The organism is Lysobacter sp. CC-YZS074, from assembly GCF_056739745.1.
The window spans coordinates 457,817-476,769 of sequence record NZ_CP200301.1; the positions used below are offsets into that span (position 1 = coordinate 457,817).

At 72.0% G+C, this 18,953-nt stretch carries 18 protein-coding genes; 11 read left to right on the plus strand and 7 right to left on the minus strand.

The window, feature by feature from the left end:
• Positions 1 to 66 precede the first annotated feature (66 nt).
• The 5 genes from ftsE to rpoH all read left to right on the plus strand — a co-directional run bounded on the left by ftsE (position 67) and on the right by rpoH (position 4,267).
• Complete coding sequence (gene ftsE, locus U8331_RS01885) at positions 67 to 753, plus strand: cell division ATP-binding protein FtsE (RefSeq protein ID WP_481131946.1); 687 nt, start codon at positions 67 to 69, stop codon at positions 751 to 753.
• Complete coding sequence (gene ftsX / locus U8331_RS01890) at positions 750 to 1,694, plus strand: permease-like cell division protein FtsX (protein ID WP_481131947.1); 945 nt, start codon at positions 750 to 752, stop codon at positions 1,692 to 1,694. Before ftsE ends, ftsX begins: the two co-directional genes overlap by 4 nt.
• Before the next feature lie 17 nt (positions 1,695 to 1,711).
• Positions 1,712 to 2,518 carry a response regulator gene (locus tag U8331_RS01895; protein ID WP_481132867.1) on the plus strand — a complete coding sequence of 269 codons (807 nt, stop codon included), beginning with the start codon at positions 1,712 to 1,714 and terminating at the stop codon, positions 2,516 to 2,518.
• A complete protein-coding gene (gene ung, locus U8331_RS01900; RefSeq protein WP_481131948.1) occupies positions 2,515 to 3,207 on the plus strand; it encodes a uracil-DNA glycosylase in 693 nt (230 codons plus the stop codon). The genes U8331_RS01895 and ung overlap by 4 nt, the downstream gene beginning before the upstream one ends.
• 166 nt (positions 3,208 to 3,373) lie before the next feature.
• Entirely contained in the window at positions 3,374 to 4,267 is an 894-nt protein-coding gene (gene rpoH / locus U8331_RS01905) for an RNA polymerase sigma factor RpoH (RefSeq protein WP_481131949.1), read from the plus strand.
• A 145-nt stretch (positions 4,268 to 4,412) separates the two neighbouring features.
• Here rpoH and U8331_RS01910 read toward each other — a convergent pair whose 3' ends face one another.
• Positions 4,413 to 5,708: an NAD(P)/FAD-dependent oxidoreductase gene (locus U8331_RS01910; protein WP_481131950.1), complete on the minus strand. Its 1,296-nt coding sequence runs from the start codon at positions 5,706 to 5,708 to the stop codon at positions 4,413 to 4,415.
• A gap of 84 nt (positions 5,709 to 5,792) precedes the next feature.
• On the opposite strand from U8331_RS01910, the gene U8331_RS01915 reads away from it, so the two are divergent.
• On the plus strand, positions 5,793 to 6,548 hold the full coding sequence (locus U8331_RS01915) for an NYN domain-containing protein (protein WP_481131951.1): 756 nt from the start codon (positions 5,793 to 5,795) through the stop codon (positions 6,546 to 6,548).
• A 155-nt stretch (positions 6,549 to 6,703) separates the two neighbouring features.
• Here the strand turns inward: U8331_RS01915 and U8331_RS01920 are convergent, their stop codons facing one another.
• Positions 6,704 to 8,938, minus strand: a complete 2,235-nt coding sequence (locus tag U8331_RS01920) for a primosomal protein N' (protein WP_481131952.1) — start codon at positions 8,936 to 8,938, stop codon at positions 6,704 to 6,706.
• A gap of 143 nt (positions 8,939 to 9,081) precedes the next feature.
• Positions 9,082 to 9,237, minus strand: a complete 156-nt coding sequence (locus U8331_RS01925) for a hypothetical protein (RefSeq protein WP_481131953.1) — start codon at positions 9,235 to 9,237, stop codon at positions 9,082 to 9,084.
• Positions 9,238 to 9,377: 140 nt separating this feature from the next.
• On the opposite strand from U8331_RS01925, the gene U8331_RS01930 reads away from it, so the two are divergent.
• Together U8331_RS01930 and U8331_RS01935 are read left to right on the plus strand one after the other, a co-directional pair.
• On the plus strand, positions 9,378 to 10,373 hold the full coding sequence (locus U8331_RS01930) for a hypothetical protein (protein WP_481131954.1): 996 nt from the start codon (positions 9,378 to 9,380) through the stop codon (positions 10,371 to 10,373).
• Positions 10,360 to 11,016, plus strand: a complete 657-nt coding sequence (locus tag U8331_RS01935) for a DUF3106 domain-containing protein (RefSeq protein ID WP_481131955.1) — start codon at positions 10,360 to 10,362, stop codon at positions 11,014 to 11,016. Before U8331_RS01930 ends, U8331_RS01935 begins: the two co-directional genes overlap by 14 nt.
• A 29-nt stretch (positions 11,017 to 11,045) precedes the next feature.
• Here the strand turns inward: U8331_RS01935 and U8331_RS01940 are convergent, their stop codons facing one another.
• Positions 11,046 to 12,236 (minus strand): DUF3667 domain-containing protein, encoded by a 1,191-nt coding sequence (locus U8331_RS01940; protein WP_481131956.1) that lies wholly within the window; start codon positions 12,234 to 12,236, stop codon positions 11,046 to 11,048.
• A 120-nt stretch (positions 12,237 to 12,356) separates the two neighbouring features.
• On the opposite strand from U8331_RS01940, the gene U8331_RS01945 reads away from it, so the two are divergent.
• Positions 12,357 to 13,799 carry an MATE family efflux transporter gene (locus tag U8331_RS01945; RefSeq protein WP_481131957.1) on the plus strand — a complete coding sequence of 481 codons (1,443 nt, stop codon included), beginning with the start codon at positions 12,357 to 12,359 and terminating at the stop codon, positions 13,797 to 13,799.
• Between the two features lie 64 nt (positions 13,800 to 13,863).
• The gene (sppA, locus tag U8331_RS01950; protein WP_481131958.1) at positions 13,864 to 15,744 is read left to right on the plus strand and encodes a signal peptide peptidase SppA; all 1,881 of its coding nucleotides are present in this window, start codon (positions 13,864 to 13,866) and stop codon (positions 15,742 to 15,744) included.
• Between the two features lie 522 nt (positions 15,745 to 16,266).
• Here sppA and U8331_RS01955 read toward each other — a convergent pair.
• Positions 16,267 to 16,608: a hypothetical protein gene (locus tag U8331_RS01955; RefSeq protein WP_481131959.1), complete on the minus strand. Its 342-nt coding sequence runs from the start codon at positions 16,606 to 16,608 to the stop codon at positions 16,267 to 16,269.
• 85 nt (positions 16,609 to 16,693) lie between these two features.
• Between U8331_RS01955 and U8331_RS01960 the strand changes: the two genes are divergently transcribed.
• A complete protein-coding gene (locus U8331_RS01960) occupies positions 16,694 to 17,470 on the plus strand; it encodes an SDR family oxidoreductase (RefSeq protein WP_481131960.1) in 777 nt (258 codons plus the stop codon).
• An 8-nt stretch (positions 17,471 to 17,478) separates the two neighbouring features.
• On the opposite strand, the gene U8331_RS01965 is transcribed toward U8331_RS01960, so the two are convergent.
• Positions 17,479 to 18,147, minus strand: a complete 669-nt coding sequence (locus U8331_RS01965) for a DUF4124 domain-containing protein (RefSeq protein WP_481131961.1) — start codon at positions 18,145 to 18,147, stop codon at positions 17,479 to 17,481.
• Positions 18,144 to 18,890 (minus strand): DUF4124 domain-containing protein, encoded by a 747-nt coding sequence (locus tag U8331_RS01970; protein WP_481131962.1) that lies wholly within the window; start codon positions 18,888 to 18,890, stop codon positions 18,144 to 18,146. Before U8331_RS01970 ends, U8331_RS01965 begins: the two co-directional genes overlap by 4 nt.
• Positions 18,891 to 18,953: the final 63 nt, after the last annotated feature.

Genomic DNA, 18,953 nt, shown 5'->3' on the forward strand with positions numbered 1-18,953 from the left:
GGCTTCCCGCTGGCCATCGCCGCCGCCGACATCGATACTTGGGCGATCGTCCTCGACAGGTGCGCGATGAGCGTTCTGCGCTTCGACAACGTCAGCAAGCTCTACAGCGGCGGCCGCCAGGCCCTGCGCGAGGTCAGCTTCGAGGTGGGCGCCGGCGAGATGCTGTTCGTCACCGGGCATTCCGGCGCCGGCAAGACCACCCTGCTCAAGCTCATCCACCTGGCCGAGCGGCCCAGCCGCGGCGCGGTGCTGTTCGGCGACAAAAACCTGCTGCGCGTGCGTGGCCGCAAGGTGGCCATGCACCGGCGCGAGGTCGGCGTGGTGTTCCAGGACCACCGGCTGCTGGCCGACCGCAACGTCGCCGACAACGTCGCCCTGCCGCTGCTGCTGCAGGGCATGCGCCGCGCCGAGATCAACAAGCGTGTGCGCGCGGTGCTCGACCGGGTCAGCCTGGGCGCCCGCGCGCAGGCGTTGCCGGCGCAGCTGTCGGCGGGCGAGCAGCAGCGCGTCGGCATCGCCCGCGCGATCGTCGCCGAGCCGAGACTGCTGGTGGCCGACGAGCCGACCGGCAACCTCGACCCCACCCTGTCGGCCGAGATCATGGCCCTGTTCGAATCGCTGCCCGAACGCGGTACCAGCGTGCTGGTGGCCAGCCATGACCTTGCGCTGGTCAAGCGCATGAAGAAGCGCGTGCTGGTGCTCAACCAGGGTGAACTGGCCGACGACATCGCGCCGGAGGACCTGGCCCAATGAGTATTGCGCCCGGCCGCACGGCCCCGTCGCGTTCGCGCGCCGGCACCTGGTTCGACCACCACGTCTACAGCCTGGTGGCCAGCTTCGGCCGGATGCTGCGCAAACCGTGGTCGACGGCGTTGACGATCGGCGTGATGGCGGTCGCGCTCGCGCTCCCACTCGGCCTGTGGGCGACCCTGGCCAACATCGAGCGCTTTGCCGGCGACGTGCAGGAGGCGCGCCGGATCAGCCTGTTCCTCAAGCCGGAAATCACGGTCGAGGTGGCCGGCGCGCTGGCCGACCGGCTGCGCGAACGCACCGATGTCGCGACGGTCGAGCACCGCACGCCGGAACAGGGGCTGGCCGAACTGCGCGAATCCAGCGGCCTCGGCGATGCGCTGGCGGGACTGGACGGCAATCCGCTGCCGAGCCTGCTGGTGGTGGTCCCCGCCGGCGACGAGGCGCTGCTGGCCGCCGCGCTGCGGCAACTGCCCGAAGCCGACATCGTCCAGCACGACGCCGCCTGGCGTGAGCGGCTGGACGGCTGGCTGCGCTTCGGGGGGCGCGTCGCCTGGGTGTTGGCGGCGATGCTCGGGCTCGGCGCCCTGCTCGTGGTCGGCAACACCGTGCGGCTCGACATCCAGCAGCGCACCGAGGAAATCGGCGTGCTGCAACTGCTCGGCGCCACCGACGGCTTCATCCGCCGCCCGTTCCTGTACCTTGGGCTCAGCTACGGCCTGGTCGCCGGCGCGCTCGCGCTGGCGTTGCTGACCGCGGCGGACCTGTCGCTGCGGGCGCCGCTGGCGGACCTGGCCCGCAGCTACGGCAGCGACTTCGCCCTGCGCGGCTTCGGTCCGCAGCATGCGCTGGTGATCGTGCTCGGCGCCGGCCTGCTCGGCTGGATCGGCGCCGGGCTGGTCACCGGCCATTACCTCCGCCAGACCCGACCCACCGACACATGAGCAATCCCGAGGACAAGATGCGCCACGTGGCCGCCGACGCCCCCCGGGTGATGGTGGTGGACGGCTCGAAACTGGTGCGCAAGCTGATCGGCGACGTGCTGGTGCGCGAACTGGCCGGCGCCGAGGTGGTGCCGTGCGCCGGGATCGACGAGGCCCGCGCGGCGCTCGCCGCCGGCCCGGTCGATCTGGTCACCACGTCGCTGGCGCTGCCCGACGGTGACGGCATCGAACTCGCCCGGGCCGTCCGCGAAGCCGCCGGCCAGGCCTACGTACCGGTGATCGTGGTGTCGGGCGAGGCGCAGTCCCACCTGGAGTCGCGCCGCTTCACCGAGGACGTCACCGACTACTTCGACAAGGCGCTCGGCCACAACGCCCTGGCCGCCTTCATCCGCGGCTACGTGCAGCCCGAGCCTATCCCGGGCGCGCGCGTGCTGTACGTCGAGGACAGCCGGGTGGTGGCACTGGCGACCAAGCGCATGCTCGAGCGCCAGCAGTTGCAGGTGCTGCACTTCGTCGGCGTCGAGGAGGCGCTGGAGTACCTCGAAACCCACCGCGGCAACGACGATCCGGGCGCCGACCTGGTCCTGACCGACGTCTACCTGAAGGGCGATCTCGACGGCCACGACCTGCTCGAACGGGTGCGCGGCGACTTCGGCTACGGCAAGCGCCGGCTGCCGGTGCTGGTGATGACCGGCGACGCCAACCCCGAGAACCAGAGCGCGCTGCTGCGCGCCGGCGCCAACGACCTCGTGCTCAAGCCGATCGAGGAGCGCCTGCTGGTGACCAAGACCCTGTTCCAGCTGCGGGCGGCCAAGCTGGCGTGAGCGAAGACCGGATCAGGCTGGAACCGTCCTGGAAGGCGCGGGTCGGCGACTACCTGCAACGCGACGAGATGCAGGCGCTGTCGGCCTTCCTGCGCCAGCGGCAGGCGCAGGGCGCGCGGATCTTCCCACCCGGCCCGGACATCTTCGCCGCGTTCGACGCGACCCCGTTCGATGCCACCCGGGTGGTGATCCTCGGCCAGGATCCGTATCACGGGCCGGGCCAGGCGCACGGGCTGTGCTTCTCGGTCCGCCCGGGCGTCGACGTGCCGCCGTCGCTGCTCAACGTCTACAAGGAGATCGAGCGCGACCTCGGCATCCCGCGGCCGTCCCACGGCTGCCTGCTGCCGTGGGCGCGACAGGGCGTGCTGCTGCTCAACGCGGTGCTGACGGTGGAGGCCGGCTCCGCCGGTGCGCATGCGGGCAAGGGCTGGGAAGGTTTCACCGACCACGTGGTCGAAACCCTCAACCGTGAACGCGAAGGGCTGGTGTTCCTGCTCTGGGGCAGCTACGCGCAGAAGAAGGGCGCGGTGATCGATCGCAGCCGCCACAGGGTGCTCAAGGGGCCCCATCCTTCGCCGCTGTCGGCGCACCGGGGGTTCCTCGGCTGCGGGCACTTCTCCGCGGCCAACGAATACCTGGTGCGGCGGGGCCAGGCCCCCATCGACTGGTCGCTGCCGCCGCCGGCCTGACCCGCGGCTGATCGGACTGCGGGCCTCGCCCCGCTGTTGACCCGGAACTTACGCGTACCGGAGCAGTCTTACCTGCGTGTCCGGGGCTGATTGTTCCGTGAATGGGACGATGAAGCCCCTGATTCGGCCTTAGCACTCCCCCTTGACGACTGCTAACATCCTTGCCATGACCGAGATCACCGCTTCCAACGCCCTGGTTTCCAACAGCCTGCCGGTGCCTGCGCTCAACGCGCTGACGCCGCTCGGCTCGCTCGACGCGTACATCGGCGCCGTGCACAAGATCCCGGTGCTGAGCGCCGAGGACGAGCAGCATCTGGCGCGCCGCTTCCGCGACGACGAGGACCTCGACGCCGCCCGCGAGCTGGTGCATTCGCACCTGCGCTTCGTCGTGCACGTGGCGCGCGGCTACAACGGCTACGGCCTGCCGCTGGGCGACCTGATCCAGGAAGGCAACATCGGCCTGATGAAGGCGGTCAAGCGCTTCGACCCCGAGCAGGGCGTGCGCCTGGTCAGCTTCGCGGTGCACTGGATCCGCGCCGAGATGCACGAGTTCATCCTCAAGAACTGGCGCATTGTGAAGGTCGCCACCACCAAGGCGCAGCGCAAGCTGTTCTTCAACCTGCGCAAGAGCAAGAAGCGCCTGGGCTGGATGAACGACGCCGAGGTGACCGCGGTCGCCGCCGACCTCAACGTCTCCAAGCGCGAGGTGCTGGAGATGGAGTCGCGCCTGTCCGGCCGCGACATCGGTTTCGATGCCCCGGCCGACGAGGACGACGACCGCGCCCCGCCGTCGCCGGCCGCCTACCTGCGCGCCGATGCCGAGGACCCCTCGCAGATGTACGAGCGCGAGGACGAGGAGGACAGCCAGCTGCAGCTGTTGCGCGAAGGCCTCGCCGGCCTGGATGAGCGTTCGCGCGACATCGTCGCCCGGCGCTGGCTGGGCAGCGAGAACAAGGTGACCCTGCAGGAGCTGGCCGACGAGTACGGCGTGTCCGCCGAGCGCATCCGCCAGATCGAAGCCAACGCGTTGAAGAAGATGCGCGCGCTGTTCGCGGCCTGACGGCGGGCGTAACGAGTCTCACGGTGGCGGCCCGGAAACCGGGCCGTTTCCTTTTGCGCGGCCCGGCTTTTCGGGGGAGCGGCTTCAGCCGCGATCGTGGAACCGGCGCGAGCGAACGGTCGCCGGATCGCGGCTGAAGCCGTTCCTACAAAGGCCCGGTGCCGCGCGGATCCGTCGGCGCCTCCGCCTCCGGCCGGCCGAAAATGATCCGCGCGTGGCGCTGGTAGGTCCAGTACGCCCATGCCCAGTTGGTGAGCACCGCCAGCCGGTTGCGGAAGCCGATCAGGAAGAACACGTGCGCGACCAGCCAGAACCACCACGCCGGCAGGCCTGACAGCTTCATGCCGTGCAGGTCGACCACCGCGGCCATGCGGCCGATGGTGGCGAGGTTGCCGAAGTCGCGGTAGCGGAACGCCGGCGCGGGTCGCCCGGCGAGCCGGGCGCGGATCGCGGCGGCGACGTGGCGCCCCATCTGCTTGGCCGCCGGCGCCACGCCCGGCACCGGGCGACCGTCGGACCGCACGCTGGCGAGATCCCCGGCGACGAACACCTCGGGCCGGCCGGGCAGGCCCAGGTCCGGATCCACCCGCACCCGGCCGGCGCGGTCGAGCTCGGCACCGAGCAGCGCCCCGAGCGGGGAGGCGGCGACGCCGGCGGCCCACAACACGGTGCGTGCCCGCACCCGGCGCGGCCCGCCATCGCCGGTCAGGGTGTAGCCGTCGCGGTCGATCGCGCTGACCGGCGCGCCGGTGACCACCTCCACCCCGAGCCGGCGCAGCTGCGCGGCCGCCCGTGCCGACAGCGACTCGGGGAAGCCCGCCAGTACCCGCGGCCCGGCTTCGAGCAGCCGCACCCGTGCGTGAGACGGGTCGATGCGGCGGAACTCGCGGCGCAACGTATGGCGCGCGATCTCGGCCAGGGTGCCGGCCAGCTCGACCCCGGTCGGGCCGCCGCCGACGACGGCGAACTCCAGCCACGCCGCACGCTCGTCCGGGTCGCTGCTCGCCTCGGCCCGTTCGAACGCGAGCAGCACCCGGCGCCGGATCCCCAGCGCGTCCTCCAGCGTCTTCAGGCCCGGCGCGACGTCGGCCCACTCGTCGTGGCCGAAATAGGCATGGGTGGCGCCACTGGCAAGCAGCAGGAAGTCGTAGCCCAGCGCGCCGCCGTCGGCGAGCGCGATCCGCCGGTTCGCGGTGTCGATGGCGGTCACTTCGCCCAGCCGCACCTCGGCGTTGGCCTGGCGCCGCAGGATGTGCCGCAGCGGCGCGGCGATGTCGGGCGCCGACAGCCCGGCGGTCGCCACCTGGTAGAGCAGGGGCTGGAAAAGATGGTGGTTGCGGCGGTCCACCAGGGTGACGCGCACCGGGTCGCGAGCGAGTGCGCGGCACGCCCAGAGGCCGGCGAACCCGCCACCGACGATCACCACGTGAGGCTGCTGCATCGACGCTCCCGGTTTGCGGCCGGGCCATTGTCCTGCCGATCACCGCGGTGCGCTAGGCTCGGCCCGGACCCGCGGAGACCCACCATGGCGCAAGACGAGAAACGCATCGCCCTGCTGATCGACGCCGACAACGCCCCGGCGGCCAAGCTCGACGTGATCCTGACCGAGGTGGCACGCTACGGCGTGGCCAACGTGCGCCGCGCCTATGGCGACTGGAAGAACCCGCACCTCAAGGGCTGGGAAGCCTGCCTGCACCAGTACGCCATCCGCCCGGTCCAGCAGTTCGCCTACAGCCGTGGCAAGAACGCCTCCGACATGGCGATGGTGATCGACGCCATGGACCTGCTGTACGCGCGCAACCTCGACGGCTTCGCGATCGTCTCCAGCGATGCCGACTTCACTCCGCTGGTGATGCGGCTGCTGACCGACGGGGTGAAGGTGTACGGATTCGGCGAGAAGAAGACGCCGGACCCGTTCGTCAACGCGTGTTCCAAGTTCACCTACGTCGAGGCGCTGGGGCAGGCCGACAACGGCGGCACCGCCCCGACCACCGAGCCGCGCACCCCGGTCGAACTGCGCAACGACGCGCGCCTGCTGCAGATGCTGCGCGGCGCGGTCGATTTCGCCAGCGGCGACGACGGCTGGTCCAACCTGGGCGCCGTTGGCCAGCAGATCGGCAACCAGGCCTCCTTCGACTCGCGCAACTACGGCTACCGCAAGCTCAGCGACCTGATCGAGGCGACCGGCCTGTTCGACGTCCAGCGCGACGAGCAGAGCATCCGCGTGCGTGAGAAGCCCAGGCCGCGCCAGCCCTCGAAGCGCTCGCGGAAGGCGGAGTAGCGGGCGGCCCCTCGATCAGCCCGCGAACTTCGGGTTTTTGTAGGAGCGGCTTCAGCCGCGATCGATCTGGCCGGAGCCGGCCCACGGAAATGCCCGACCGCGGCTGAAGCCGCTCCTGCAGAAGCACCGACGCCGTCCGGGCTCGCCGGCTACGATCAGTACAGATCCACCGGATCCACATCCAGCGACCAGCGCACCCGCCGCGCCTCGGGCAGGGCGCGGATCGCCGGCAGGGCCGCGTCGAGGGCGGCGTGCAGCTCGCGCCGCTGCGGCGACGACAGCAGCAGCTGGCTGCGCTGGTAACCCGCGCGTCGCGGCATCGGCGCCGGCAACGGACCGCTGAGTTCCAGCCCGGGCACCGGCACTTTCGAGATCTCCCGCCGCGCGGCCTGCAGGAAGCCGTCCGCCCGTTCGGTCTGTTTGGCTTCGGCCCGCAGCATCGCCAGGTGTGCGAAGGGGGGGAAGCCGGCGGCTTCGCGTTGTTCCAGTTCGAGTTCGGCGAATGCCCCATAGCCGCCCGACAGCAGGGTGGCGAGCAGCGGGTGCTCGGGGTGGTGGGTCTGCAGCACGACCTCGCCGGGGCGTTCGGCGCGCCCGGCACGGCCCGCCACCTGGATCAGCAGTTGCGCCAGCTTCTCCGGTGCGCGGAAGTCCGCCGAGAACAGGCCTTCGTCGATGCCGACCACCGCCACCAGGGTCAGGTTGGGCAGATCGTGGCCCTTGGCCAGCATCTGGGTGCCGACCAGGATGCCGCGACGTTCGCCGAAACCGGCCAGGTGCTGCTCCAGCGCATCGCGGCGCCGGGTGGTGCCGCGGTCGATCCGCAGCACCGGTACGTCGCCGCCATCGCCCTCGCCGTTGGAAAACCGCGCCTGCAGCGCCTCTTCGATCCGTTCGGTACCGGCGCCCTGCGACTGCAACGCCAGCCCGCCGCAATCGGGGCAGGCGTTGGGCACCGGCCGGCGCGCGCCGCAATGGTGGCACTGCAGGCGGCGGCCGCCGGCATGGACCGTCATCGGGGCGTCGCAACGCTGGCACTGCGCGCTCCAGCCGCAGTCATGGCAGAGCAGCACCGGGGCATAGCCGCGCCGGTTCCTGAACACCAGGACCTGCCCGTCGGCTTCCAGCGCACGGCCCACGGTATCCAGCAGCTCCGGCGACATGCCGGCCACCAGCGGTCGCTTGCGGACGTCGAGCACCCGCACGCGCGGTGGCTGCGCGCCGCCGGCACGCTGGCGCAGCCGCAACCAGGCGAAGCGTCCGGTCTGTGCATTGCGCAGCGATTCCAGCGACGGGGTCGCGCTGCCCAGCACGATCGGCACCTCCAGCGCCTTGGCGCGTACGAGGGCGAAGTCGCGGGCGTGGTAGCGGATGCCGTCGAGCTGCTTGTAGCTGCCGTCGTGCTCCTCGTCGACCACCAGCAGCCCGGCCTCGGGCAGCGGCAGGAACACCGCCGAGCGGGTGCCGACCACCACCCGGGCCTGGCCGCGCAGGCACGCCGCCCAGGTGCGGGCGCGGTCACCGTCCGACAGCCCCGAATGAAGCACGTGCACCGGCACCCCCAGCCGGGCGCGGAACCGCGCCAGCAACTGCGGGGTCAACCCGATCTCCGGGACCAGCACCAGTGCCTGCCGCCCGTGCGCCAGGCAGTCGGCGATCGCATGCAGGTACACCTCGGTCTTGCCGCTGCCGGTGACGCCGTCGAGCAGGACCGGGTGGAACCGTCCGCGCCCGGACAGCACGGAGTCCACCGCCGCCTGCTGTTCGGGGTGCAGGACGGGGCCGGGCCGCGGCAGTGGCGCCGCCGTCGAACCGGCCACCGCGACCCGTTCGGCCAGTTCGCGACGCTGCAGCGAGCGCGCGGCGGCTCGCCAGGCGGCGATCCCGCCCGCCGCCGGATCGGCGTCGAGCGCCTCCTCGTCCAGCGGCCCCCTGGCCAGCCGCTCGGCCAGTTGCCGTGGCCGGCCGGCCCGCAGCGCCTCCCATCCGGTCCGGCCGGCCCCGGTGAGCTGCCAACCCCAGGTCCGGGTGTCCGGCAGGGCTTCGCCGTGGCGCAGCGGCCCCGGCAACGCGGTCGCGAAGACCTCGCCGGGCGGGGCGTGGGTGTAGCGCGCGAGCCAGTTCAGCGACTCCAGCAGCTCGCCGGCGAACAGCGGCCCGGCGTCGAGCACCGCCAGCGCCGGCTTCAGCGCCGGTGCTTCGGCGTCCACCGAGCCCGGCAGTGCGACCACCACCCCGACCAGTTCGCGCGCCCCGAACGGCACCCGCACGCGGGCGCCGACGGTAGGCTCCGGTCCGTCGCAAACAGGAGTGAGATAGTCGAACAGGCGCGGCAGCGGCAACGGCAGGGCGACGCGCAGCACGGGCGGGTTCGACGGGGACGGCGGCATGGAGGCAGTCTAGCGATCTGTCCCGGGGCGCCGCGGGTCAGGTTGCGGGGCATTGCTGCCGCGGCTCTGACAAAGTGGGCCCAAGTGCCGGTTTTGAAAGGGAAATGCCCGTTATCCACATCTGGTGTGGATAAGTCTGTGCATCAACTCGCGCCGACGGCGCGCGACGACGCTGGTACAAGCCCTCCGGCCGGGTTGGTGAAAAAAGTGCCAAGCACGCTAAATCGATGTTTATCAGTCACTTGCGCGTGAAACATTGCTGCAATGCGGCGTCGCTCAACGCTGAACAGGGCATTCATGCGACCAAGCCTCCGTCTGTGCACAACCGATTTTCGCCGCAACCCTCGTCACGCTTCATTCGCGAACATTTACGGGGATTGTCAAGCGCCGGCCGGGGCCGTACGGATCGCTATGATCGGGTCATGGTGAAGTCCTTCCGATGAGCGAATCCCCTCCGTTCCATCCAGCCACTCCGCCCACTGCCCACGCGGCGCCGGCGGCGCTGGCGGCGTTCCTGCGCGGCGTCGAACGGCGTGGCGCGGTTCTGGCCGAACTCCAGTGCGGCGATCCGGACACCGGCGACGCCGCGCTGGCCGCGGCGATGCGGGGGTTCCGGACCGAGGCGGCGGCAATGGCCATGGCGGACTGGCCGCGCCGGTTCTGGGAGCTGCTGCTGGCCCAGCCCGGGCTGCGCCGGCACGGACCGGTCGCCGCCGAACTGGAGACGACCGATCGCCTCGCCCGGCTCGGCAGCGGGCCGCGCGCGGCGCTGTTGTTGCGGCTGGCGGCCGGTCTGGAGGAACCCGAGGCGGCCGCCGTGCTCGGCGTCGCGCCGGCGACCTACCGGCTGGCACTGCAGCAGGCGCTGCCGCGCCACGACGACGGTCGCGCCGACCCCGTGGCCTGGCAGCGTCTGCGTGAACAGGTCCATCGCCGCATCAAGACCCTGCCGCCGGTGCGACTGGTCCGACTGGGTCGCGCCCGCGAATCCGCGTTGGGTGACGCCCCGCCCGTGGCGCCCGCCGCGATTCCGCCGCAGCGTCCACCGCGCGACCTGCGGCCGCTGCTGTGGGCGCTGCTGGCCCTCTGTGTGCTGGCGCTGCTGGCGACCTTCCTGTGGCCGGAGCGCTTCGAACGCGCCCGACCCGGAAGCTCGCATGGCCTGCCGGACGCCGAACCGGCCTCGCGCTACGGCGCCGAAGCCGGACTGGTCTCGCACCGGGACTTCGAGCTGCTGGCCGATCCGCAGGGCATGGACGCCGCCCGGGAACTGGCCTTCTACAGTTGGCTGGCGGCCCAGGGCGCCAGCACGCCCGTGCCGGGGGCCGAGCCGGGGCCGATGCGCGAGGAGGGCGTCGTCGCTTCGCCGCCGGTGCCGGACAACGTCGCGTCGGCACCCGGCGCCCTCGGGGAGACCTTCAATGAGCCGCACTGATTCCCGGCACGCGCCGCTGCGGGCAGGCGTCGCCGCCTTGCTGTGGATGGCCGCGGCGGTGGCCTGGTCCACGCCCGTGGTGCTGCGTGACTTCGAGGCCGTGCTGCCGCGGCTGCAGCCGGAACAGCGCGAGCGCCTGCAGGAACGTGCCGCGCGCTGGGCCGGCTGGAGCGAGGCGCGGCGCCAGGCCTTCGCCGCCCGCGCGGCCGAATGGGACGCGCTGCCACCGGCCGAGCGCGGCGCCCGGCGTGAACGCTACCGCGCCGCCCAGGCACTGGAGCCGTCCGCCCGGCACCGGGTGGAGACGGCAGCGCGATGGTTCGCCGGGCTGCCGGCCGAACGCCAGCAGGAGCTGCGCGCCCAGTTCCAGGCGCTGGACCGCAGCGAACGCCGTGGCTGGCTGCTCGGTCCCGACCTGGGGGCCGACTACCCCGCGCTCCAGCCGCTGCTGGCGCAGGTCCCGGCTGCGGAACACGCCGACGTGCTGCGGGTGCTGCACGCCATGACCCCGCCGCAGCGGCAGAGCCTGGCGGTGCTGGTCCAGCGCACCCCGCCGCAGGAGCGCGAACGCCTGCGCCGGGAGCTGGTGTCCACCGCGGCGGCCAGCCGTGACGACTGGCTCTGGGACCGGCTGCACCGCTAGGTGGCGGCGCCCTGCTCCAAGTGCCGGGATCAGCCCTGCGCCAGGCGCGCGAGGAACATCAGGATGGTGGCGACCAGCAGCATCACGAAGTAGATGTTGCCCACCACCAGGTACTTGAGCAGCGTCAGCCACCAGGCCTGCCGGTACACCCGCCGCTGCATCAGCAGCAGGTACAGCCCCATCCACGCAAACACGCCGGTCCACGCCAGCGCGATCACGATGCCGACCCACACCGAGGTCGCTCCCAGCCAGTCACCCAGCAGCGACAGCACGAACAGCGTCGCCAGCGCCAGCAGCAGGAACGCATGGCTGTACAGCGCCACCACCAAGTGCTCCAGGTACAGCCGCCGGCTGAACAGGTAGACGATCTTCAGCAGCAGCGCGAACACCGGCACCAGCAGGAACAGCGCGGTCGGCGCGGCCGCCATCAGGCCCTGCACCCAGAACTCGGGCGAGGCGAACGCCTCGGTCTCCATGTTGCGTTCGATGTTGCCGACCTTGCGGTTGAGCCAGGCGTTGGCGAAGTCCGGCCACCAGCCGATCACCACCGGGTTGGTGTCCGGATCCCAGGCCCCGCGGTGCCCGAACAGGTTGATCCGCAGACCGTCATCGTCGTCGCGCGCGGAGGCGGTGTCCGCGCCGACGGCGGCGTCGGCGGCCTGCTCGTCGGGCGACTGTCCCAGTTCGACCAGCCGGTTCGCGGCCGCACCGCGGATACGGGCCTCGGCGGCGACAAGGGCCATGTCAACGCCCGGAACATCCGAAGAGTCGGCGCGTGCCTTGTCGATCTCGGCGGTCAGTTCGTCGCGCAACCGCTCGACCTCGGCCACGGTGGTGGCACGTTCGAACTGAGCGGCGCTGTCGTTGACGTTCACGACGTCGGTGTCGTCGAAGTGCACCGTCGCCGCGCCGATGAAGAACGTGAGCAGGCTCAGCACCACGAACAGGCGCAACGGCGCGATATAGCGGGCGCGGTGGCCGGCGAGGTAGTTGATCGCGACCCGGCCCGGCGAGAGCAGGTCGCGCAGGGTGCGGAAGACCCGGCCGTCCAGGTGCCAGAACGCCTCGAAGAATTCCTCCACCGCATGCCCGGCGTGGCGGATCGGGTTGTGCACCGACTGCCCGCAGGCGTGGCAGAACTCGCCGTGCAGCTCGGCCGCGCAGTTCTCGCAGTGCGTCAGCGCGTGGTGCGCGGTGGCGGTGGTCGCGTGTTCGCTCATGCTGACGTTCTCCCCGGAAGCCGTCACTGGCGGGCGCTAAGATAGCGGCCCGCCGCGACCCGGCGCCAGCGCCCGACAGCGGTTCGGCGGCGCGGCCGCAGTCGCGCGATCGGTTGTCCGATGTCCTCCCCCCGCGTTTCCCCCGCGCCGCCGCGCGCCTCCACCGAGATCCGCCGCAGCGCCGTGCTGGCCGCGCCGCTGGTGCTCGGCCACCTGTCGACCGGCCTGATCGGTTTCGTCGACAGCGTCATCGCCGGCCACCACGGCACCGAAACGCTGGCCGCGGTGTCGGTCGGCACCGCGTTGTTCTGGCTGCCGATGATGGTGCCGATGGGCACGTTGATGTCGCTGCCGCCGGCGGTGTCGCAGCTCGACGGCGCCGGCCGCCGCGAAGAGATTGGCGCGCTGTTCCGCCAGGCGCTGTGGCTGGCGGCGGTGCTCGGGGTGCTGCTGTTCGGCTTCATGACCGCCGCGGCGCACGCGCTCGCGCCGATGGGCATCGCGCCGGCGATCGTCCCCGGCGCGACCGACTTCATCCACGGCATCCGCTGGGGCGTGCCGGCGCTGACCCTGTATCTGTGCATGCGCTACCTCAGCGACGGCCTGCACTTCACCCTGCCGACGATGGTGCTCGGCTTTGGCGGGCTCGGGTTGCTGCTGCCGATCGGCTACGTGCTGACCTACGGGGCGTTCGGCTTTCCGGAGCTGGGCGCGGGCGGACCCGGCGTGGCCTCGGCGGTGATGATGTGGGCGCAGGCGATCGCCTTCGTGCTGTACCTGCGGCGCTCGAAGCGGTTCGCCGGGCTGCGCCTGTTCGCCCGCTTCGACCCGCCACGCTGGGCCACGATCCGCGGGCTGCTCGCGACCGGCCTGCCGATCGGGGTCACGGTGGCGATGGAGGGCGGCCTGTTCATCGCCACCGCGCTGCTGATCGGCCGGCTCGGCGAGGTCCCGGCGGCGGCGCACCAGATCGCGATCAACGTCGCCAGCCTGTGCTTCATGATCCCGATGGGGCTGGCCGAGGCGACCACGGTGCGGGTCGGCCACGCGCTCGGTCGCGGCGATGCCGGCGGCGTGCGCCGCGCCGCGCGGGCCGGCTACGTGATCGTGCTCGCCACCCAGACGGTGTCGGCGCTGTCGCTGCTGCTGGGCAACGAATGGATCGTCGGCTTCTACACCGACGACGCCGCGGTGGCCGCACTGGCCGCGGTGCTGCTGCTGTACGCGGCGGCGTTCCAGTTTCCCGACGGCGTGCAGGTGCTGTCGGCCGGCGCGCTGCGCGGGCTGGGCGACACCCGGGTGCCGATGCTGCTGGCGGTGCTGGCCTACTGGGCGATCGGCATGCCGCTCGGCGCGGGCCTGGGGCTCGGGCTGGGCGGGTTCGTGCCGGCGCTCGGTCCGCGCGGCATGTGGCTGGGGCTGATCGCCGGGCTGCTGGTCGCGGCGGTGCTGCTCGGCCTGCGTTTTTCCCGCTCCAGCCGGCCCGAACACCTGCGCCGCTTGCTGAACCGGTCAGCCGGCGACCCGGCGCCCGACGCGGCGCGGGTGACCTCCGACCGATGAAGCGGAACGGCCCAGCAGGTAGGCTGGCCTGATCGACTGCAAAGCTCCTTTGGAAAAGAACCCCATGACCCAGGCCCCGCATCGCGGCCCCATCGCGCGTTTCTTCATCGGCCTGTGGGACGCGATGAACTTCACCCGCCGGTTGATCTTCAATCTGGTGTTCTTCGTCCTGCTGTTCTTCGTGCTGGCGCTGATGAGCGCCGGCGACGGCATCGAGCCGCTGCTGGACCGCACCACCCTGGTGATCGCGCCGGAGGGCGCGCTGGTCGAGCAGTACAGCGTCGACCCCGCCACCCGCGCGGTGGCCAAGGCGCTGGGCGACGACAGTGGCGAGGTGCAGCTGCGCGACCTGCTGCGCGCGCTCGACAACGCGCGCGATGACGAGCGGATCGAGCGCGTGCTGCTGCAGCTCGACGGCCTGGTCGGCGGTGGCATGGCCAGCCGGCGCGAGGTCGCCGCGGCGGTTGCCCGGCTGCGCGGGAGCGGCAAGCAGGTGGTCGCGTTCTCCGAAATGATGTCGCAGGAGCAGTACCTGGTCGCCGCGCAGGCCGACGAGGTCTACCTCGACCCGATGGGCGGCATGCTGCTGGAAGGCCTCGGCCGCTATCGCCAGTACTACCGCGAGGGCCTGCAGGACAAGCTCGGCGTCGACGTCCACCTGTTCAAGGTGGGCGAGTACAAGTCGGCGGCCGAGCCGTTCGTGCTCGATGCGGCCTCGCCGGAGTCGAAGGAGGCCGACCTGTACTGGATGAACGACCTCTGGAACCGCTACCTCGCCGACATCGGCAAGGCGCGCGACATCGCGCCGGCATCCATCGCCGCGGGCATCCGGCAGCTGCCGGAGCAGATCGCCGCGGTCGGCGGCGACCTCGCCCGCCACGCGCTGGAGCACGGATTCGTCGACGGCCTGAAGACCCGCGAACAGGTCGCCGACCTGCTGGTCGAGCGCGGCGTCGCCGATGCCGACGCCGAGGGCGGCTTCCGCCAGGTGTCGCTGGACGGCTACCTCGGCCATCTGGACACCGCCATCGGCCCGGTCGCCGCGGTGCGCCCGCACGTCGCGGTCGTCGTGGCGGAAGGTTCGATCACCGGCGGCGAGCAACCGCCGGGCGTGATCGGTGGCGAATCCACCTCGGCGCTGCTGCGGCAGGCCCGCGACGATGCCAACGTGAAGGCCGTGGTGCTGCGGGTTGACTCGCCCGGCGGCGAGGTGTTCGCCTCCGAGCAGATCCGCCGCGAGGTGGTCGCGCTGCAAGCGGCCGGCAAGCCGGTGGTGGTGTCGATGGGCGACCTGGCCGCATCCGGCGGCTACTGGATCAGCATGGACGCCGACAGCATCTACGCCGACCCGTCGACGATCACCGGCTCGATCGGCATCTTCGGCATGATCCCGACCCTCCCGCGCGCGCTCGACAAGATCGGCGTGCATACCGACGGCGTCGGCACCACGCCGTTCGCCGGCGCCTTCGACATCACCCGCGAACTGGACCCGCAGGTGGGCCAGGTCATCCAGTCGGTGATCGAAAAGGGCTACCGCGACTTCATCGGCAAGGTCGCCGAAGCGCGCGAACAGCCGGTGGCCGCCATCGACGCGGTCGCCCGCGGCCGGGTCTGGAGCGGTGCGCAGGCCAAGGCGCGCGGACTGGTCGACGAGCTCGGCGGGCTGCAGGCGGCCATCGACGCGGCCGCGAAGCTGGCCGACCTCGGCGACGACTATGCGGTGTACTACGTCGAGAAGATCGCGACGCCGTTCGAGCAGTGGTTCACCGGCTTCGCCAGCAGCCGGATCGGCGCGATGGTGCTGGGTGACTCGGACATCGCCCGCGGCGTGCTGGCCAAGGCGCTGCCGCAGGTGGACGCCGACCTGAAGCTGCTCGAAGGCGCGATCCAACCGGTCGCCGGCGTGCCGGTGAAGTCGCTGGCGCATTGCTTCTGCGGGGAGTAGCGCGCCGGCGCGATCGGCTTGTGGGGGCGAGCGGCAGCATTGCCGGCCGCGGTTCCGCCGGCATCGCGGGAATCACCGTGGCGTCTTTGTCTGCATCCCGGCCCCGACCCGACCCCGATCCGGTCACCGGCGATCCGGCGATCGGATCCGACGACCCGACGATTCGGGCTTCTGTAGGAGCGGCTTCAGCCGCGATCGGATGATCGTCCGCCCGCACCGGCGCCACGATCGCGGCTGAAGCCGCTCCTACAAAAAGCCGGTGGGGCAACGCCGCCATCGCCACGGTTTCGACTGCCGGCCTGGTGCGGTGCTTCTGGTAGGAGCGACGCAAGTCGCGACCTGTACATCGTTCCGGGCGTTCGGCGGGTCGCGACTTACGTCGCTCCTACAACGGCATCGACCGCCGCCACGGCATTGACCGCCATCAGGGCATCGACCGCCGTCAGGTCATCAACCGCCATCACGCGTCGACCGCCGCAACGGCATCGACCGGCGCGAGGGCACGGAACCGCCGCGACGGCCTCAGCCGCCGGCCGCGTCGATCGCCGCGCGCTGCGCCTCGGCGGCCTGCTGCAACTCGTCCTCGACCGCGCGCGCCCTGTCGACGGGGGCCTGCACTGCGTCGCGCAGTTCGGCGTGTGCGGCCTGCGGTTCCGGCGGCCGCTCGGGATCCGGCGGCGTCGGCTTGCAGGCGGACAGCGCGGCAACTGCAACAAGGGCGAGGCCCGCCATCGCCACCCGGCGGAACCCCGGCGCATTCAGACGCACGGCACGGGGAACGGCCACGTACCACGGCGTGGCACCGGACAGGCCGGCACGGAAAACGGCGGCAGGGAGCGAAGCGGCGCGGATCGGACGGGGCATCGCGGCATCCTCGAAGGGCTCGCGGCTATCCTACGCCGGTCGCGCCAGCGCGCCGTCCCGGCGTGGCGCCCCGACTGGAGCAGGCATGGACCCGAAACGCTGGCGGCTCGACGGCCAACTCGCCCTCGTCACCGGCGGCAGCGCCGGCATCGGCCGCGCGATCGCGCGCGAGCTGCTCGGCTTCGGTGCCGACGTGCTGCTGGCCGCCCGCGACGCCACCGGACTCGACAGCGCCCGCGCCGAGCTGCTGGAGGACTTCCCCGAGCGCGAGGTGCAGTGTTTCGCCGCCGACGTCGGCGACGGGGAACAGCGTCGCGAGCTGCTCGACTGGGTCGAGGATTTCGGCGAGGGCCTGCACATCCTCGTCAACAACGCCGGCATGAACGCCGGCAAGCCGAGCACCGACTACGGCGACGACGAATGGCGCCGGATCTTCGAGGTCAACCTGTTCTCGGCATTCGAGCTGTCGCGCTACCTGCACCCGCTGCTGACCCGACACGCCGCGTCGTCGATCGTCAACGTCGGCAGCGTGTCCGGCCTGACGCACGTGCGCACCGGCGCGCCGTACGGCATGAGCAAGGCGGCACTGCACCAGATGACGAAGAACCTCGCGGTCGAATGGGCGGAGGACGGCATCCGGGTCAACGCGGTGGCGCCGTGGTACATCCGTACCCGGCGCACCTCCGGCAAGCTGGCCGACCCCGACTATCTCGACGAGGTGCTGCTGCGCACGCCGATGGGCCGGGTCGGCGAGCCCGACGAGGTCGCCGCGGCGGTCGCCTTCCTGTGCCTGCCGGCGGCCGGCTACGTCACCGGCGAGTGCATCGCGGTGGACGGCGGGTTCCTGCGTTACGGGTTCTGAGGCGGCGCTCAGCCGTCGCAGAGATTGCGCTCGACGATCGCGCGCACGCGTTCGAGTTCGGCGACCGCCGCGGCCGGGTTCTCGGCGCGGCCGAACTCCACCGTCGCTTCGTTGGCCTGCAGCAGCTGCTGCCAGCGGTCGCACCGCTCCGCCGCCGGCACGGGCTGGCAGGCATCGGTGACCATCATGCAGGCCGCGCCGGCGCCGCGTGCCGGGTCACCGTCCAGGCCGGTGGTGCGCATCGCCGCGCAGCGTTCGGCCGGCACCTCGCTGTCGGTGAGATAGTCCTCGCGCTCCCAGGTGCGGCAGGCGAACAGCGGAGGCGGTGGCCGCCGCTCCACTTCGATGCCGGTTTCGATGTCGGGCAGCGCCGGCGGGTTCCTGCCGGGCCCGGCGGAGGCCGCGGGCATCGGCATCAGTACCGGGGCGGAGGACGCTGCTGCCGGCGCGGGAGCGGCGGGAGGTGGAATGGGCGGTGCGGACGGCGGCGCGGACGGCGGTGCGGTTTCGAGCACGCGCCGCTCCTGGCGGCTGCCCTTCGGACAGGGGGTGTCGTTCTGCACGGTCACCGCGCCGTCGGCCGAGGTGCATCGGTAGATCACCACCGAATCCTGCGCCCAGGCACCCGCCGCCACCGCGCACAGGATCAGCAGTGGCAGCCGGCGTGGACCGGTCACGAGGCGCACTCCGCTGCCAGCCGGTTGTCGATCAGGCGCTGTTCGGCGTCGATCGCGCGGCGGTCGCTCTGCAACGCGCTGTTGTAGCGGCGGCCGAGCTCCCAATGACGGTCGCGCAGGCGCTCGCAGACCTCGGCCCGGGGCAGCGGGCGGCAGTCGTCGCGGATCCACGTGCCCGGCGTCGCCGCCAGTCCGACCGCCGGCGGCAGCGCCGGTAGCCGGGAGCGGTCACCCGGCGGCGCCGGGGTCGGCCGGCCGATGCCGTCGAACACCAGGCCATTGCCGATCGAAACGCCACCCGCGGCGGCGGGGCGCACCGGCGGCAGAGGCGGCCGTGACGGCGCCCTCCGGTACGGATAACCGGTGGCCGGGTAGCCCAGCGTCCACAGCGGCACCCAGCGCGGATTGCCGGCCGGGTCGTGGCTGGCATAGCGGTCGCCATCCGGTGTGGTGCACTCGTAGGTGGGCGTGTAGGGCTCCACGACGACCACCTGGGGCGCTGCAGCGGGAGCGGTCGCAGCGGCGGCCGGCGGAGTGACCGGGGCCGGCGCCGGGCGCGGCGTGGGGTCCTGCGGCCGCAGCATCTCGAGCGCCTGCTGGCGCTCGCCGTTCGCGCACGGGCTATCGCGCAGGGTCAGCCGGCCGTCGGGAGCGACGCAGCGGTAGATCGTCACCCCGTCGGCAGTGGATGCGGCCGATCCCGCGGGCGGCAACGCCAGACCCAGCAGGGCGAGCATTGCCATCGCGGATCGGTGTCGGGGAGCGTGCATGGGCGCCATGGTGCCGCGACCGGTGTGAACGCGTCC